Annotated in this window: 14 protein-coding genes; 12 read left to right on the forward strand and 2 right to left on the reverse strand. The window is 42.7% G+C overall.

Translation table 11 applies throughout. The annotated features are described in order from the left end of the window. The first annotated feature begins 26 nt into the window (after positions 1-26). Complete coding sequence (locus B7698_RS05150; RefSeq protein ID WP_084864852.1) at positions 27-1,640, forward strand: ribonuclease Y; 1,614 nt, start codon at positions 27-29, stop codon at positions 1,638-1,640. A 70-nt stretch (positions 1,641-1,710) separates the two neighbouring features. Here B7698_RS05150 and B7698_RS05155 read toward each other — a convergent pair whose 3' ends face one another. Continuing rightward, complete coding sequence (locus B7698_RS05155) at positions 1,711-2,523, reverse strand: DUF4839 domain-containing protein (protein WP_084864853.1); 813 nt, start codon at positions 2,521-2,523, stop codon at positions 1,711-1,713. A 236-nt stretch (positions 2,524-2,759) separates the two neighbouring features. On the opposite strand from B7698_RS05155, the gene gmk reads away from it, so the two are divergent. The 11 genes from gmk to B7698_RS05210 all read left to right on the forward strand — a co-directional run bounded on the left by gmk (position 2,760) and on the right by B7698_RS05210 (position 14,958). Beyond that, entirely contained in the window at positions 2,760-3,386 is a 627-nt protein-coding gene (gene gmk / locus B7698_RS05160) for a guanylate kinase (protein WP_000775041.1), read from the forward strand. Positions 3,387-3,410: 24 nt separating this feature from the next. Beyond that, positions 3,411-3,725 (forward strand): DNA-directed RNA polymerase subunit omega, encoded by a 315-nt coding sequence (gene rpoZ, locus B7698_RS05165; protein ID WP_000979235.1) that lies wholly within the window; start codon positions 3,411-3,413, stop codon positions 3,723-3,725. A gap of 65 nt (positions 3,726-3,790) precedes the next feature. Further along, on the forward strand, positions 3,791-6,187 hold the full coding sequence (locus B7698_RS05170; protein WP_084864854.1) for a primosomal protein N': 2,397 nt from the start codon (positions 3,791-3,793) through the stop codon (positions 6,185-6,187). 12 nt (positions 6,188-6,199) lie between these two features. Beyond that, the gene (gene fmt / locus B7698_RS05175) at positions 6,200-7,135 is read left to right on the forward strand and encodes a methionyl-tRNA formyltransferase (RefSeq protein WP_084864855.1); all 936 of its coding nucleotides are present in this window, start codon (positions 6,200-6,202) and stop codon (positions 7,133-7,135) included. Then, the gene (gene rsmB, locus B7698_RS05180) at positions 7,128-8,441 is read left to right on the forward strand and encodes a 16S rRNA (cytosine(967)-C(5))-methyltransferase RsmB (RefSeq protein ID WP_192855105.1); all 1,314 of its coding nucleotides are present in this window, start codon (positions 7,128-7,130) and stop codon (positions 8,439-8,441) included. Before fmt ends, rsmB begins: the two co-directional genes overlap by 8 nt. Before the next feature lie 14 nt (positions 8,442-8,455). Further along, positions 8,456-9,196 carry a Stp1/IreP family PP2C-type Ser/Thr phosphatase gene (locus B7698_RS05185; protein WP_084864857.1) on the forward strand — a complete coding sequence of 247 codons (741 nt, stop codon included), beginning with the start codon at positions 8,456-8,458 and terminating at the stop codon, positions 9,194-9,196. Beyond that, on the forward strand, positions 9,193-11,094 hold the full coding sequence (gene pknB / locus B7698_RS05190) for a Stk1 family PASTA domain-containing Ser/Thr kinase (RefSeq protein WP_084864858.1): 1,902 nt from the start codon (positions 9,193-9,195) through the stop codon (positions 11,092-11,094). The genes B7698_RS05185 and pknB overlap by 4 nt, the downstream gene beginning before the upstream one ends. A 94-nt stretch (positions 11,095-11,188) precedes the next feature. Beyond that, a complete protein-coding gene (locus B7698_RS05195; protein ID WP_084864859.1) occupies positions 11,189-11,947 on the forward strand; it encodes a threonine/serine exporter family protein in 759 nt (252 codons plus the stop codon). Position 11,948: 1 nt separating this feature from the next. After that, positions 11,949-12,398 carry a threonine/serine exporter family protein gene (locus B7698_RS05200; protein WP_020901615.1) on the forward strand — a complete coding sequence of 150 codons (450 nt, stop codon included), beginning with the start codon at positions 11,949-11,951 and terminating at the stop codon, positions 12,396-12,398. Positions 12,399-12,511: 113 nt separating this feature from the next. Next, positions 12,512-13,684 (forward strand): hydroxymethylglutaryl-CoA synthase, encoded by a 1,173-nt coding sequence (locus tag B7698_RS05205; RefSeq protein WP_192855106.1) that lies wholly within the window; start codon positions 12,512-12,514, stop codon positions 13,682-13,684. Then, positions 13,684-14,958, forward strand: coding sequence for a hydroxymethylglutaryl-CoA reductase, degradative (locus B7698_RS05210; RefSeq protein ID WP_084864861.1), 1,275 nt, complete (start codon positions 13,684-13,686; stop codon positions 14,956-14,958). Before B7698_RS05205 ends, B7698_RS05210 begins: the two co-directional genes overlap by 1 nt. Before the next feature lie 40 nt (positions 14,959-14,998). Here B7698_RS05210 and B7698_RS05215 read toward each other — a convergent pair. Continuing rightward, the coding region (locus B7698_RS05215; protein ID WP_084864862.1) for an ISL3 family transposase at positions 14,999-15,958 on the reverse strand (960 nt) is incomplete at its 5' end.

Consider the following 15,958-nt stretch of genomic DNA (forward strand, 5'->3'; position numbering starts at 1 on the left):
GAATAACAATAAAATGAGGTAAAAACATGGAAATCATGTCGCTTGCGATTGCTGTTTTTGCCGTCATCATTGGTTTAGTCATTGGATATGTCAGCATCTCAGCTAAGATGAAATCATCTCAAGAAGCTGCAGAGTTGATGCTTTTAAATGCTGAACAAGAAGCAACTAATTTACGTGGACAAGCTGAGCGTGAAGCAGATTTACTTGTTAATGAAGCCAAGCGTGAAAGCAAGTCTCTTAAAAAAGAAGCACTATTGGAGGCCAAAGAAGAAGCCAGAAAATACCGTGAAGAAGTGGACGCTGAATTCAAATCAGAACGTCAAGAACTCAAACAAATCGAAAGTCGTTTGACAGAGAGAGCTACTAGCCTTGACCGTAAGGACGACAATTTGACGAGTAAAGAACAAACACTTGAACAAAAAGAACAAAGTATTTCTGATAGAGCGAAAAACCTTGATGCGCGTGAAGAGCAATTAGAGGAAGTCGAAAGACGAAAAGAAGCAGAGCTAGAGCGTATTGGTGCTCTGTCTCAGGCAGAAGCACGAGATATTATCTTGGCACAGACAGAGGAAAACTTGACCAAGGAGATTGCCAGCCGTATTCGCGAAGCTGAGCAAGAGGTCAAGGAACGTTCTGACAAAATGGCCAAGGATATCCTGGTTCAAGCCATGCAACGTATCGCTGGTGAATATGTAGCGGAGTCAACAAACTCAACAGTTCATCTGCCAGATGATACCATGAAAGGACGCATTATTGGTCGTGAAGGTCGTAATATTCGTACCTTTGAAAGTTTGACAGGGGTCGATGTGATTATCGATGATACACCAGAAGTGGTGACCTTGTCAGGATTTGATCCGATTCGTCGTGAGATTGCCCGTATGACTATGGAAATGTTGCTCAAAGATGGTCGTATCCACCCAGCTCGCATCGAAGAGTTGGTTGAGAAAAACCGTCAAGAGATTGACAATAAGATCCGTGAATATGGTGAGGCTGCTGCTTATGAAATTGGTGCGCCGAACCTCCATCCAGACTTGATGAAGATTATGGGACGTTTGCAGTTCCGTACCTCTTATGGACAAAATGTCTTGCGTCATTCGATTGAGGTTGCTAAGTTGGCTGGTATTATGGCTAGTGAGCTTGGTGAAAATGCGGCTCTTGCTCGTCGTGCTGGATTCCTTCACGATATCGGGAAAGCCATTGATCGTGAGGTTGAAGGTAGCCACGTTGAAATCGGTACGGAATTGGCACGTAAGTACAAGGAACACCCAGTTGTTGTCAATACGATTGCTAGTCACCACGGTGATGTCGAAGCCGAAAGTGTTATTGCAGTTATCGTTGCTGCAGCAGATGCCTTGAGCGCAGCCCGTCCAGGTGCTCGTAGTGAGTCTCTTGAAAGCTACATCAAGCGTCTCCATGATTTGGAAGAAATTGCTAACGGCTTTGAAGGGGTACAAAATAGCTTTGCCCTTCAAGCAGGACGTGAAATCCGTATCATGGTCAACCCAGGACAAATCAAGGACGACAAAGTCACAATCTTGGCTCACAAAGTTCGCGAGAAAATTGAAAACAATCTTGATTACCCAGGAAATATCAAGGTAACTGTGATTCGTGAACTTCGTGCAGTAGATTATGCTAAATAATAAAAAACTGAAGTCAGAAGAGAATCTGACTTCAGTTTTTTGAATAAATTATTTGCAACTATTTGTTATATTATCGGGGCGAAATCTCAATTGGTGATAAGTAGATTAAATCTTGAGTAGAGTTATAGTTACCGATTTCTGCTTTAATATGTATATTTTGTCCGGTTTTAATATTGTCCCCATTAAATGAATTGAATATAGGATTTGAGATGATAGTGATTTGAGGGATTTTGAAATTAGGGCCTGATACCTCATCAGGATGATAATTTCCAGAATGAATAAGAATATCATATTTTGATTTTGACTTAGCAAGATTTGCTATGTTCCCATCAAATTCAATTATCTGACCTTTGTGTTTTTGAATAAAATCTGTTATGACACTTTGATCTTCAGTTTGGAGCAGAGATTTAAAGTCTTCATTGTTTTCTACTGTAATAATAGTTGCTTGTGATGGACTTGTTGACGAGGTTTCGGTCGAGCTTGATGTGGTGTTAGTTGAACTAGAGGAAGCAGGCGTCGAACTTGATGATGTAGAGGATGATTCACTAGTTTTCTCGACAGATTTTTCAATAATAGAGCTAGTTTGTGTAGAGGAAGGGGTAGAAACAGTAGTTGACTTATCTGAGTATACTCCAATTATAACTGCTATAAGAATCATAAATATTGTAATAGCACCGATTAAATATGGAATCAATCTTTTTATTTTCAGTTCCATTGGGCTCAATGGTGTTATTTCAACCTCAGCTTCTTTTTCAAAAAAACCAAATACTCCGGCATTTCCATGATCAATGATATTGATTTTGACTTCACTTTTGTTGAGATTGAGTTCAGATAAGCCATTTGAAATTGCTTCATCAACATTTTTTCCTTTATAATTTCCCATAAACTTCTCCTTTTTATATTAGTAGTTTTATTATCTCTTAAATAGAATAAAAAGGCAAGTCTTTTTTAAGGGAGCTACCTTGTATAAATCATAGATTATGCTAAATAAATAAGAAAGAGCAGTTGAAAAATTACTGCTTTTTTGTTACACTAGATAGAAAGACTGTAACGGATAATCTGGCTTTTTGCCATTATTCTAGAGAAAAGTTATTTCACAGACTGACTAAAGGAGACACAATGGCAGACCGAGGCTTACTAATCGTTTTTTCTGGTCCTTCAGGGGTTGGAAAAGGAACGGTTAGAAGAGAGATTTTTGAGAGTTCTGAAAACCAATTTCAATACTCTGTATCGATGACGACACGCGCACAACGTCCTGGAGAAGTGGATGGTGTTGACTATTTCTTCCGTACTCGCGAAGAGTTTGAGGAACTGATTCGTCAGGGACAGATGTTGGAATACGCAGAATATGTAGGCAACTACTATGGAACTCCTCTTACCTATGTCAATGAAACCTTGGACAAGGGAATCGATGTTTTCCTTGAAATTGAAGTTCAGGGCGCTCTTCAGGTCAAGAAAAAGGTTCCAGATGCTGTCTTTATCTTCCTGACACCACCAGATTTGGATGAATTGCAAGATCGTTTGGTAGGACGTGGAACAGACAGTGCTGAAGTGATTGCCCAACGAATCGAAAAGGCCAAGGAAGAAATTGCTCTCATGCGTGAGTATGATTATGCGATTGTCAACGATCAGGTGCCCCTAGCTGCTGAGCGTGTCAAACGTGTGATCGAAGCAGAACACTTCCGTGTGGATCGTGTCATTGGTCACTATCAGGAGATGTTACCAAAATCTCCAACTACCCGATAAAATTTAGAAAATAGGTACAAGCAAATGATGTTAAAACCCTCTATTGATACCTTGCTCGACAAGGTTCCATCAAAATATTCACTCGTAATCTTGGAAGCAAAACGTGCCCACGAATTGGAAGCAGGTGCGCCAGCAACTCAAGGTTTCAAGTCTGAAAAATCAACTCTTCGCGCTTTAGAAGAAATCGAATCAGGAAACGTTACAATTCACCCAGATCCAGAAGGAAAACGTGAAGCAGTGCGTCGCCGTATCGAAGAAGAAAAACGCCGCAAAGAAGAAGAAGAAAAGAAAATCAAAGAGCAAATCGCTAAAGAAAAAGAAGATGGTGAAAAAATTTAAGGTTGGGGGGACTCAATCTTATTTTTTCTACTGCAAGAATGTACTGACAAGGAGGAGGTGAGAAGATGGCTATAGCCAAGATTATCGTGGAGGTGCCTTTGATGCAGACGGACCAGCCCTATAGTTATAGAATTCCTGCGGAATTTGAGGGAATGTTGGAAGTTGGAATGCGGGTACATGTGCCCTTTGGTAAGGGTAATCGCCTGATTCAAGGGATTGTTCTTGGTTTGGAGTCCCAACCAGATGAAGGAGAGGCTAATCATGATTTAAAAGATATTGCGGAGGTGCTGGATTTTTCTCCTGTTCTCACGCAAGAACAACTCTGGCTGGCTGAGGAGTTACGCAAATCTGTCTTCTCCTACAAGATCTCCATCCTCAAGGCTATGTTACCGGGATTTCTGAACTCCAGCTATGACAAGATTCTCTATCCTCTGGCAGGTCTGAGTCAGGAAGATCGAGAGTGCTTGTTTGGTTCAGAGGATTCGCTTGCCTTTTCTTCTCTAGATTTAGCTAAGCAAGCTGAAATGATGCGTTTGACTAGAAAAGGCCTGCTTGGTCTGGAGTATCAGGCAGTCGATCAAAAGAAGGTCAAGACCCAGTCTTGGTATGAAGTGAATCTTGCTCAATTAGAAAGTGTAGAGATTTCTACACGCGCCAAGAAAAAGTTAGAACTGAGAGACTATTTGCTTTCTCATCCTGAGAGTGCTTCCTTGGCTAGTTTGTTAGAATCCTACTCGCGGGAGCAAGTTAACTTCTTTGTGGAACAAGGTGCTGTTTCCATAGTCCAAAAGGAAGTGCAACGCTCGGCTGCTTATTTTGAAGGAATTGAAGCAAGTCAGCCTTTGGAGTTGAATCCAGAGCAAAGACAGGCGCGTGATGCGGTTGTCAGTGCGATTGGCAGTCATCAGCCTCCCTTCCTCCTTCAAGGGATTACAGGAAGTGGGAAAACCGAGGTTTATTTGCAGATTATCCAAGGTGCCTTGGATATGGGAAAAACAGCGATTGTTCTTGTACCAGAAATCTCTCTGACACCTCAAATGACAGAGCGCTTTATTGCTCGTTTTGGTGAGCAAGTTGCCATCCTCCACTCAGGCTTGTCCAATGGTGAAAAGTATGATGAGTGGCGCAAGGTGGAGCGTGGAGATGCTCAGGTAGTTGTTGGGGCCAGGTCTGCTATTTTTGCACCTTTGAAAAATCTAGGTGTTATCATTATCGATGAAGAGCACGAGGCAAGCTATAAGCAAGACAGCAATCCTCGTTATCATGCTAGAGATGTGGCTCTTTTACGTGCCCAGTACAATCAAGCTGCCCTAGTTCTTGGTTCTGCAACACCAAGTCTAGAAAGTCGTGCGCGTGCTGGTAAGGGTGTTTATCAACATCTACGTCTGACTCAACGGGCCAATCCTTTAGCAAGTATTCCTGAAGTTCAACTGATTGACTTCCGTGATTACATTGGGCAGAATGAAACATCAAACTTTACACCACCACTGATTGAGGCCATTCAAGATCGATTGGATAAAAAAGAGCAGGTTGTTCTCATGCTCAATCGCCGTGGTTATTCTAGCTTTGTCATGTGTCGGGAATGTGGGACGGTAGATACTTGTCCCAACTGTGATATTTCCCTGACATTGCACATGGATACCAAGAACATGAACTGCCATTATTGTGGTTTTTCGAAAGACATTCCTCAGGTCTGTCCTAACTGTAAGAGTCGCAGTATTCGTTACTATGGGACAGGAACTCAGAAGGCTTATGACGAGCTGGCAGAACTATTTCCCCAAGCCCGCATTCTACGGATGGATGTGGATACGACTCGTAAGAAAGGTAGCCACCAAGCTCTGCTTGACCAGTTTGGGCGAGGAGAAGCAGATATTTTACTAGGTACTCAGATGATTGCCAAGGGCTTGGATTTTCCCAATGTAACCTTAGTCGGAGTGCTAAATGCGGATACAGCCTTGAATTTGCCTGATTTCCGTTCTTCTGAGAGAACCTTCCAGCTCTTGACTCAGGTGGCAGGTAGGGCAGGTCGTGCTGAAAAAGCAGGTCAGGTCCTGATTCAGTCTTACAATCCTCAGCACTACGCTATTCGATTTGCCAAGGATCAGGATTACGAAGGTTTTTATGCCTATGAAATGGGAATCAGACGACAACTTGGTTATCCGCCTTACTATTTCACCATTGGCATTACCCTTTCTCATAAGAAAGAAGAAGAGGTAATCAAACGTGCTTATGAAGTCATGAACATTTTGCGGTTAGGATTGTCAGAGACTAGTAACATCCTTGGGCCAACGCCAAAACCGATTGCCCGTACCCACAACCTCTATCATTACCAGATTTTAATTAAATACCGTTTAGAAGATGAGCTAGGAACGACCCTCAACCAGGTCTTGTCCTTGACTCAAGAGCGGGAAAATAGTGAGCTCCGTCTCAGTATTGACCATGAGCCACAGCAATTTTTATAAGAAGGAGAAGATATGACAAAATTAATCTTTATGGGGACCCCCGACTTTTCAGCAACAGTCTTAAAAGGAGTTTTGACAGATGACCGTTACGAAATTCTAGCCGTTGTGACCCAGCCAGACCGTGCTGTCGGACGTAAAAAAGTGATCCAAGAAACCCCAGTCAAGCAGGCTGCTAAAGAAGCGGGTCTTCCAATCTACCAACCTGAAAAATTATCTGGAAGTCCAGAGATGGAAGCTATTATGAAGCTAGGAGCAGATGGAATTGTGACTGCTGCTTTTGGGCAGTTTCTCCCAAGTAAACTCCTTGATAGCATGGACTTTGCGGTCAATGTTCACGCTTCTCTTCTTCCAAAACACCGTGGTGGTGCGCCTATCCATTATGCCTTGATTAAAGGGGATGAGGAAGCCGGTGTGACCATTATGGAGATGGTTAAGGAAATGGATGCAGGAGATATGATTTCTCGTCGTAGCATTCCCATCACAGACGAGGACAATGTTGGAACCTTGTTTGAGAAATTGGCGCTAGTTGGTCGTGATTTGCTTTTGGACACTTTGCCTGCCTACATTGCTGGGGAAATCAAACCTGAACCGCAGGATCCGAGTCAGGTTACCTTCTCGCCAAATATCAAACCCGAGGAAGAAAAGTTGGATTGGACTAAAACCAATCGTCAACTCTTTAACCAAATCCGTGGAATGAACCCCTGGCCTGTTGCCCATACTTTCCTTAAGGGCGACCGCTTTAAGATTTATGAAGCACTACCAGTAGAAGGTCAGGGAAATCCAGGTGAGATTCTCTCTATTGGCAAGAAAGAATTGATTGTCGCAACGGCAGAAGGTGCTCTATCCCTTAAACAAGTGCAGCCAGCGGGTAAACCTAAGATGGACATTGCTTCCTTCCTCAACGGAGTTGGACGTACATTGACTGTAGGAGAACGATTTGGTGACTAAAGTAGAAACGGCTAGAAGTTTAGCCCTAGCGGTATTAGAGGATGTTTTTATCACTCAAGCATACTCAAATATCGCTTTAAATAAGCATCTCAAGGGAAGTCAACTTTCGGCAGCAGACAAGGGCTTGGTGACCGAGCTGGTCTATGGAACGGTAGCCCGTAAACTGACTCTGGAATGGTATCTATCCCACTTTATCGAAGACAGAGACCATTTAGACAGTTGGCTCTATGTCCTTCTACTCATGAGTGCCTACCAACTCCGCTATTTGGACAAAATTCCAGATCATGCTGTGGTCAATGAAGCAGTAGAATTAGCCAAGGTCCGTAAAAAAGGCAGTGAAAAATTAGTCAACGCTGTCCTTCGTCGTATTCTGCGTGAAGGCTGGCCAGATATTGCTAGCATCAAACGAAAAAACAAGCGTGATTCCATTGCCTATTCTCTCCCAGTTTGGCTAGTTGCTAAGCTCAAGGAAGAATACGGAGAAGAGCGAGCGCAAGCTATCTTTGAAAGTCTCTTGGTGCGAAACAAGGCCAGCATCCGAGTGACTGATTTAAGTCGAAAAGAGGAAATAAAAGCCTTGTTGGAGGCTAATGCTTCACCTTTGTCTGTTTCTGGTCTGGTTAAGGAGCAAGGTCACTTTGCGGGACATGATCTATTTTCAGAGGGGGCTATTACTATCCAAGACGAGTCCAGTCAACTGGTTGCTCCGACTCTTGATTTACAAGGTGATGAGCAGGTTCTAGATGCCTGTGCGGCTCCGGGTGGAAAAACAGCCCATATAGCTTCTTATCTCACGACAGGTCAGGTTACTGCTCTGGACTTGTACGACCACAAGTTGGACTTAATCCAAGAAAATGCAGAGCGTTTAGGTGTGGAAAAACGGGTTCAAACGCAAAAATTAGATGCCAGAAAGGTGCATGAGTTTTTTGGTCAGGATTCATTTGATAAGATTTTGGTGGATGCTCCCTGTTCAGGAATCGGTCTTCTGCGCCGAAAACCAGACATCAAATACAATAAAGAAACGGCAGATTTCGCGTCCTTGCAGGAAATTCAGCTAGAAATATTAGGTAGTGTTTGTCAAACACTACGCAAAGGTGGTATAATAACTTATAGTACCTGTACTATTGTCTCAGAGGAGAACTTTCAAGTCGTACAGGCATTTTTAGAAAGTCATCCTGAATTTGAGCAGGTTACACTAGAACATGAATGTAAGGATATCATGAAAGACGGTTGTATCCTCATTACACCTGAATTGTATGGAAGTGATGGATTCTTCATCAGTCAATTTCGTAAGATATCGGATTAGGAAGGAACTAACACATGGAAATTTCATTATTAACAGATGTTGGTCAGAAACGAACAAATAACCAAGACTATGTCAACCACTATGTCAATAGAGCTGGACGTACTATGATTATCTTAGCTGATGGTATGGGAGGTCATCGCGCAGGGAATATTGCTAGTGAAATGGCGGTAACAGACCTAGGTGTAGCTTGGGTAGATACTCAAATTGATACAGTCAATGAAGTTCGTGAGTGGTTTGCTCACTATCTAGAAATTGAAAATCAAAAGATTCATCAATTGGGACAAGATGAAGCCTACAAAGGAATGGGAACAACCCTTGAGGCTGTTGCTATTATTGACAATCAGGCTATCTATGCCCATATTGGAGATTCTCGTATCGGTTTGATTCGTGGAGAAGAATACCACCAGTTAACGAGCGACCATTCTTTAGTCAATGAATTGCTCAAGGCAGGTCAATTGACGCCAGAAGAAGCTGCTAGCCATCCACAGAAAAATATTATTACTCAATCTATTGGTCAAAAAGACGAAATTCAGCCTGATTTTGGGATGATCACCCTCGAGCCAGGAGACTATCTCTTACTTAATAGTGATGGCTTGACAAATATGATTTCAGGTAGTGAGATTTCTGATATTGTAACCAGCGATATTTCTTTGGCAGATAAGGCAGCAACCTTGATTCGTTTTGCCAACAATGCAGGTGGTTTAGACAATATCACAGTTGCCCTTATTGCTGTTAATGAGGAGGCAACAGAATGATCCAAATCGGCAAGATTTTTGCCGGGCGGTATCGGATTATCAAACAAATTGGCCGAGGAGGCATGGCAGATGTCTATTTGGCCAAGGATTTGATTTTGGACGGTGAAGAAGTGGCAGTGAAGGTCCTGAGGACCAACTACCAAACAGACCCGATTGCTGTGGCGCGTTTCCAGCGGGAAGCGAGAGCCATGGCGGATCTGGACCATCCTCATATCGTTCGGATTACAGATATCGGTGAAGAAGAGGGACAACAGTATCTCGCAATGGAATATGTTGCTGGATTAGACCTCAAACGCTATATCAAGGAACATCACCCTCTTTCAAATGAAGAAGCGGTTCGAATCATGGGACAAATCCTCTTGGCTATGCGCTTAGCCCATACTCGAGGAATTGTTCACAGAGATTTAAAACCTCAAAATATCCTTTTGACCCCAGATGGAACTGCCAAGGTTACAGACTTTGGGATTGCAGTAGCCTTTGCAGAGACGAGTCTAACTCAGACCAACTCAATGCTAGGTTCTGTGCATTATTTATCACCAGAGCAGGCGCGTGGTTCTAAAGCGACTGTACAGAGCGATATCTATGCCATGGGGATTATTTTCTATGAGATGTTGACTGGCCATATCCCTTACGATGGGGATAGTGCGGTGACCATCGCCCTCCAGCATTTCCAGAAACCACTGCCGTCGGTTATAGCTGAAAATCCATCTGTGCCTCAGGCTTTAGAAAATGTTGTTATCAAGGCAACTGCTAAGAAATTGACAGATCGCTACAAATCAGTCGCTGAAATGTATGTGGATTTGTCGAGTAGCTTGTCTTATAATCGTCGTAATGAACCAAAACTAGTCTTTGACGATGCAACTAAGGCAGATACTAAAACTCTTCCTAAAGTTCCACAAAGTACTCTGACTTCTATTCCTAAAGCTCCGGTACAAGAGGGAAGACCTCAACCTAAGCCTCAGCTTCATCAGACAGAAAAAACGGTACCTAGTTCAAAGCCAACCAAACGTCGTCGTATGAAAGCACGTTATCCAATTTTATTTGCGACCTTCTTGTTGGTTGTGGCATCCTTGGTATGGATTTTATATAGAACGCCCGCTACCATTGCTATTCCAAATGTGGCAGGTCAGACGGTTGCAGAGGCTAAAGAGGCTCTAAAAAAAGCCAATTTTGAGGTTGGTGAAGAAAAATCAGAGGCCAGTGATAAGGTTGAAGAAGGTCGTGTTATTCGTACAGACCCTGAAGCTGGTAAAACACGTAAAGAAGGAACAAAAATTAATTTGATTGTGTCTTCTGGTCAGCAATCCTTCCAACTCGGAAATTATCTCGGAAGAAAGTCCAGTGATGTAGTGGCAGAATTGAAGGGTAAGAAGGTTCCAGAAAATCTGATTAAGATTGAGGAAGAAGAATCCAACGAAATCGAAGCCGGTACAATCATGAAACAAAGTTTACCGGAGGGAACAACCTATGATCTTAGCAAGGCAACTCAAATAGTTTTGACAGTCGCTAAGAAGGTGAATTCTATTTCAATGCCAAGCTATATTGGTTCTAGTCGAGAATTTGCAGTCAATAATCTTACAGAGATATATGACATTAAAAAAGCTAATATCGAAGTTGTAGAAGTGTCTAAAGCTCCTGAAGGAACTGCCGAGGGGACTGTTGTAGAGCAAAGTCCAAAACCGGGTGAAAAGGTAGATTTGAACACCACTCGTGTTAAAATTTCTATTTATAAAGCGAAGCCGACTCGTTCTTCTTCAACTTCTTCATCCTCATCCTCTTCTTCGTCCTCAAGTTCTTCTCGGAAACCTAACGAGCCGGGGAATGCAGAAACCACTCCAACACAAGGAAACTCGCAAGGTAATTCACAACGAGGAGATACTTCCCCAGATAATCCATAGTGATACTAGAATCTTTGTCATGATTTCATGGCAAAGATTTTTTTTGAGTCCGGATTTGTGATAGAATAGAGGGAGTTGATAAAAGGAGGAACGCATGGAAGAATCAAGAGAATTAAATGCCGTCATCGATGTGATTATGTTAGCTGGAACCATTCTTCTCAAAAGTGGCTCAGAGATTCATCGTGTAGAAGATACCATGATCCGTATTGCGCATTCGCAGGGGATTATGGATTGCAATGTTCTTGCCATGCCTGCCGCTATCTTTTTCTCCATTGAAAATACCAATATTTCGCGAATGAAACGCGTGACTTCCTCTTCTTATAACATCGAAAAAGTCTGCGATGTGAATCAGATTTCTCGTCAGTTGGTAGGAGGAAAGCTGGATTTAGAGACGGCCTTCAAGCAATTGACGGCCTTGCAGGCTCAACCTCTTCCCTATACTAAATTGCAGGTAACTCTGGCTGCGACCTTTAGTGCTCCTTTCTTTTCAATTATGTTTAGTGGAAATATTTACGACGCACTTGGGGCAGGAGTGGCTACCTTATTTGGTTTTGCCTTTTCCCTCTATGTGGAGAAGTTTATCCGAATTCCCTTTGTGACGGCCTTTGCTGGAGCCTTTGTCTTTGGGATGATTGCCCAGTTTTGGGCTCGCTACACAGGTTTTCCTTCAACGGCAGATTTGATTATAGCTGGTGCAGTCATGCCGTTTGTACCAGGGATTGCCTTGACCAATGCGGTTCGTGATATTATGACCAACCACATAAACTCTGGTATGAGTAAGATGTTTGAATCCCTGCTCATTACCCTTGCTTTAGGGGCGGGAACTTCTGTCGCCTTGGTATTGATGAATTAATATGACACTAACAACCTTTTTATTACAAGCAGTAGCAAGTCTTCTTGCTATTATCACTTTTTTAATCGTACTTAATGTGCAACGCTCTATGCTCTTACCAGGAGGAATTTTGGGCATGGCCGTCTGGCTAATTTATCTTTTGCTCAAGGAACCGACCAATGTTATTGTGGCTACTTTTATTGCAGCCATTATCGGTTCTTGTGTCAGCCAGATTTTAAGTATTCTTTATAAGACACCTGCTGTAGTCTTTATCTTGGCCATCTTGGCACCTCTGGTTCCGGGTTATCTCTCCTATCGGACAACTGCCTTTTTTGTGACGGGAGATTACAGTCATGCTATTGCCAGTGCAACCTTGGTTGTTATGTTGGCTTTGGTGATTTCCATTGGAATGGCTAGCGGAACAGTGATTCTCAGACTTTATTCTCACTTACGAAAACAGCATAATGGTTAGAATAATAAGCGACTTGATTTGGTGAATCAAGTCTTTTTTCTCTCTTTTACTGCTATTTGTGATAAAATAGTATAGAACGATTTTTTACAATGAATGATAAAACAGAGGTAAATATGACAATCGGTATTGATAAGATTGGTTTTGCGACCAGTCAATATGTCTTGAAATTACAAGACTTAGCAGAAGCGAGGGGAATTGACCCTGAAAAATTAAGCAAAGGACTCTTGCTCAAGGAATTGAGTATTGCGCCTCTAACTGAGGATATCGTGACCTTGGCAGCCAGTGCTAGTGACTCTATTTTAACTGAGCAAGAAAGAGCAGAAATTGATATGGTCATTGTGGCTACTGAGTCAGGAATTGACCAAAGTAAAGCTGCCGCCGTTTTTGTACATGGTTTGCTGGGCATCCAGCCCTTTGCGCGTAGTTTCGAGATTAAAGAAGCCTGCTATGGGGCGACAGCTGCTCTCCATTATGCAAAACTGCATGTGGAAAATTCTCCAGAGTCTAAGGTCTTGGTCATTGCCAGTGATATTGCCAAATACGGTATTGAAACTCCAGGAGAACCCACTCAGGGTGCTGGAAGTGTGGCCATGTTGATTACACAAAATCCACGCATTATGGCCTTTAATAATGACAATGTGGCTCAGACTCGTGACATCATGGATTTCTGGCGTCCAAATTACTCAACAACTCCTTATGTAAATGGTGTCTATTCTACCCAACAATACTTGGATAGTTTGAAAACGACTTGGCTTGAATACCAAAAACGCTACCAGCTTACTTTGGATGATTTTGAGGCTGTTTGCTTCCACTTGCCTTACCCTAAATTAGCGCTAAAAGGCTTGAAAAAAATCATGGATAAGAACTTGCCTCAAGAGAAAAAAGACCTCTTGCAAAAGCATTTTGACCAGTCTATTCTCTACAGTCAAAAGGTGGGGAATATCTATACAGGTTCCCTCTTCCTCGGACTTTTGTCTCTCTTGGAAAATACAGATAGTTTGAAGTCTGGGGATAAAATTGCCCTTTATAGTTACGGAAGCGGTGCTGTGGCTGAGTTCTTCAGTGGTGAATTGGTTGAAGGATATGAAGCTTATCTGGATAAAGACCGTTTGAACAAGCTCAACCAACGAACTGCCCTATCCGTTGCAAACTATGAAAAAGTCTTCTTTGAGGAAGTAGACTTAGATGAAACAAATTCTGCCCAGTTTGCTGGCTATGAAAATCAAGATTTTGCCTTGGTTGAAATTGTCGACCACCAACGCCGTTATAGCAAGGTTGAAAAATAATGAAGATAAGTTGGAATGGATTTTCTAAAAAATCATACCATGAGCGCCTCGAGCTGTTAAAAGCTCAGGCGCTCCTTAGTCCTGAGAGACAAGCGAGTTTGGAGCAGGATGAACAGATGAGTGTGACTGTGGCAGACCAGCTGAGTGAGAATGTAGTGGGAACTTTTTCTCTACCTTATTCGCTGGTCCCAGAGGTTCTCGTTAACGGTCAGGAATACACAGTTCCCTATGTGACAGAAGAACCGTCGGTGGTTGCTGCGGCCAGCTATGCAAGTAAAATCATCAAGCGTGCAGGTGGCTTTACTGCTCAGGTTCATGAGCGCCGGATGATTGGGCAGGTAGCCCTTTATCAAGTTACTGATCCTGAACAAGCGCTAGAGAAGATTGCCAGCAAGAAGGCAGAGCTCTTGGATCTTGCCAATCAAGCCTATCCTTCTATCGTTAAACGAGGAGGCGGGGCGCGTGATTTGCATGTAGAGCAGATCAAAGGTGAAACAGACTTTCTCGTTGTCTATCTCCATGTCGATACCCAGGAAGCCATGGGAGCCAATATGCTTAACACCATGCTGGAAGCCTTGAAACCAGTCTTAGAAGAACTCAGTCAGGGACAGAGCCTTATGGGAATTTTGTCCAACTACGCGACCGATTCTCTGGTGACAGCAAGCTGTCGCATCGCTTTTCATTACTTGAGTCGCCAAAAGGATCAAGGGCGAGAGATTGCGGAGAAAATGGCGTTGGCTAGCCAATTTGCGCAAGCTGATCCTTACCGAGCTGCTACTCATAATAAAGGAATTTTTAATGGTATTGATGCGATTTTGATTGCCACTGGTAATGACTGGCGTGCCATTGAGGCAGGAGCCCATGCCTTTGCCAGTCGAGATGGACGCTATCAAGGTCTTAGTCGATGGAGTCTAGATAGGGACTCAGAAGAATTGGTTGGTGAGATGACATTACCCATGCCAGTAGCGACCAAGGGTGGCTCTATCGGTCTCAACCCTCGTGTAGCTCTCAGTCATGAGCTACTGGGAAATCCTTCTGCCAAAGAATTAGCCCAGATTATCGTGTCTATCGGACTTGCCCAAAACTTTGCAGCCCTGAAAGCTTTAGTCAGCACAGGAATTCAGCAAGGCCACATGAAATTACAGGCCAAATCTCTAGCTCTCCTAGCTGGTGCTAGTGAGTCGGAAGTTGCTCCCCTGGTCGAGCGTCTCATCGCAGAGAAAACCTTTAACTTAGAGACAGCCCAGCGCTATCTGGATAATTTACGATTATAAAAAAACGGCTCTTTGTCAACTGTAGTGGGTTGAAGAAAAGCTAAGCTCGAGAAAGGACAGATTTAGTCCTTTCTTTTTTGATATTGAGAGCGATAAAAATCCGTTTTTTGAAGTTTTCAAAGTTCCGAAAACCAAAGGCATTTCGCTTGATAAGTTTGATGAGATTATTGGTCGCTTCCAATTTGGCGTTGGAATAGGGTAGTTGAAGGGCGTTGACAATCTTTTCTTTATCCTTGAGGAAGGTTTTAAAGACAGTCTGAAAAAGAGGATGAACCTGCTTTAGATTGTCCTCAATAAGTCCGAAGAATTTGACAGGTTCCTTGTTCTGAAAGTGAAAAAGCAAGAGTTGATAGAGATTGTAGTGGTGTTTCAAGTCTTCTGAATAGCTCAAAAGCTTGTCTAGAATTTCTTTATTTGTTAAGTGCATGCGAAAAGTAGGGCGATAAAAACGTTTATCACTGAGTTTACGACTATCCTGCTGTATGAGCTTCCAGTAGCGCTTGATGGCTTTGTATTCATGAGATTTTCGCTCAAATTGATTCATGATTTGGACACGGACACGACTCATAGCACGGCTGAGATGTTGGACAATGTGAAAGCGGTCGAGAACGATTTTAGCACATGGGAAAAGCTGTTTAGCTAAGGCATAGTAGGGACTAAACATATCCATCGTAATGATTTTCACCTGACAACGAACAGCTCGCTCGTAGCGCAGAAAGTGATTTCGTATGATAGCCTGTGTTCTGCCTTCAAGAACAGTGATGATGTTAAGATTATCAAAATCTTGTGCAATGAAACTCATCTTTCCCTTGGTAAAGGCATACTCGTCCCAAGACATAATCTCTGGAAGACGAGAAAAATCATGCTTAAAACGGAAGTCATTAAGCTTGCGAATGACAGTTGAAGTTGAAATAGCCAGTTGATGAGCGATATCGGTCATAGAAGTTTTTTCAATCAATTTTTGCGCAATTTTTTGGTTGATAATACGAGGAATTTGGTG

It is taken from the genome of Streptococcus mitis, assembly GCF_002096855.1.
In the GTDB taxonomy this organism is placed as follows: Bacteria; Bacillota; Bacilli; order Lactobacillales; family Streptococcaceae; genus Streptococcus; species Streptococcus mitis_Y.

What these genes read in the sequence shown, in the direction of transcription:
- B7698_RS05150 (WP_084864852.1), top strand. Translation starts at nt 27, where the DNA reads ATGGAAATCATGTCGCTTGCGATTGCTGTTTTTGCCGTCATCATTGGT.
- B7698_RS05155 (WP_084864853.1), bottom strand. Translation starts at nt 2,523, where the DNA reads ATGGGAAATTATAAAGGAAAAAATGTTGATGAAGCAATTTCAAATGGC.
- gmk (WP_000775041.1), top strand. Translation starts at nt 2,760, where the DNA reads ATGGCAGACCGAGGCTTACTAATCGTTTTTTCTGGTCCTTCAGGGGTT.
- rpoZ (WP_000979235.1), top strand. Translation starts at nt 3,411, where the DNA reads ATGATGTTAAAACCCTCTATTGATACCTTGCTCGACAAGGTTCCATCA.
- B7698_RS05170 (WP_084864854.1), top strand. Translation starts at nt 3,791, where the DNA reads ATGGCTATAGCCAAGATTATCGTGGAGGTGCCTTTGATGCAGACGGAC.
- fmt (WP_084864855.1), top strand. Translation starts at nt 6,200, where the DNA reads ATGACAAAATTAATCTTTATGGGGACCCCCGACTTTTCAGCAACAGTC.
- B7698_RS05185 (WP_084864857.1), top strand. Translation starts at nt 8,456, where the DNA reads ATGGAAATTTCATTATTAACAGATGTTGGTCAGAAACGAACAAATAAC.
- pknB (WP_084864858.1), top strand. Translation starts at nt 9,193, where the DNA reads ATGATCCAAATCGGCAAGATTTTTGCCGGGCGGTATCGGATTATCAAA.
- B7698_RS05195 (WP_084864859.1), top strand. Translation starts at nt 11,189, where the DNA reads ATGGAAGAATCAAGAGAATTAAATGCCGTCATCGATGTGATTATGTTA.
- B7698_RS05200 (WP_020901615.1), top strand. Translation starts at nt 11,949, where the DNA reads ATGACACTAACAACCTTTTTATTACAAGCAGTAGCAAGTCTTCTTGCT.
- B7698_RS05205 (WP_192855106.1), top strand. Translation starts at nt 12,512, where the DNA reads ATGACAATCGGTATTGATAAGATTGGTTTTGCGACCAGTCAATATGTC.
- B7698_RS05210 (WP_084864861.1), top strand. Translation starts at nt 13,684, where the DNA reads ATGAAGATAAGTTGGAATGGATTTTCTAAAAAATCATACCATGAGCGC.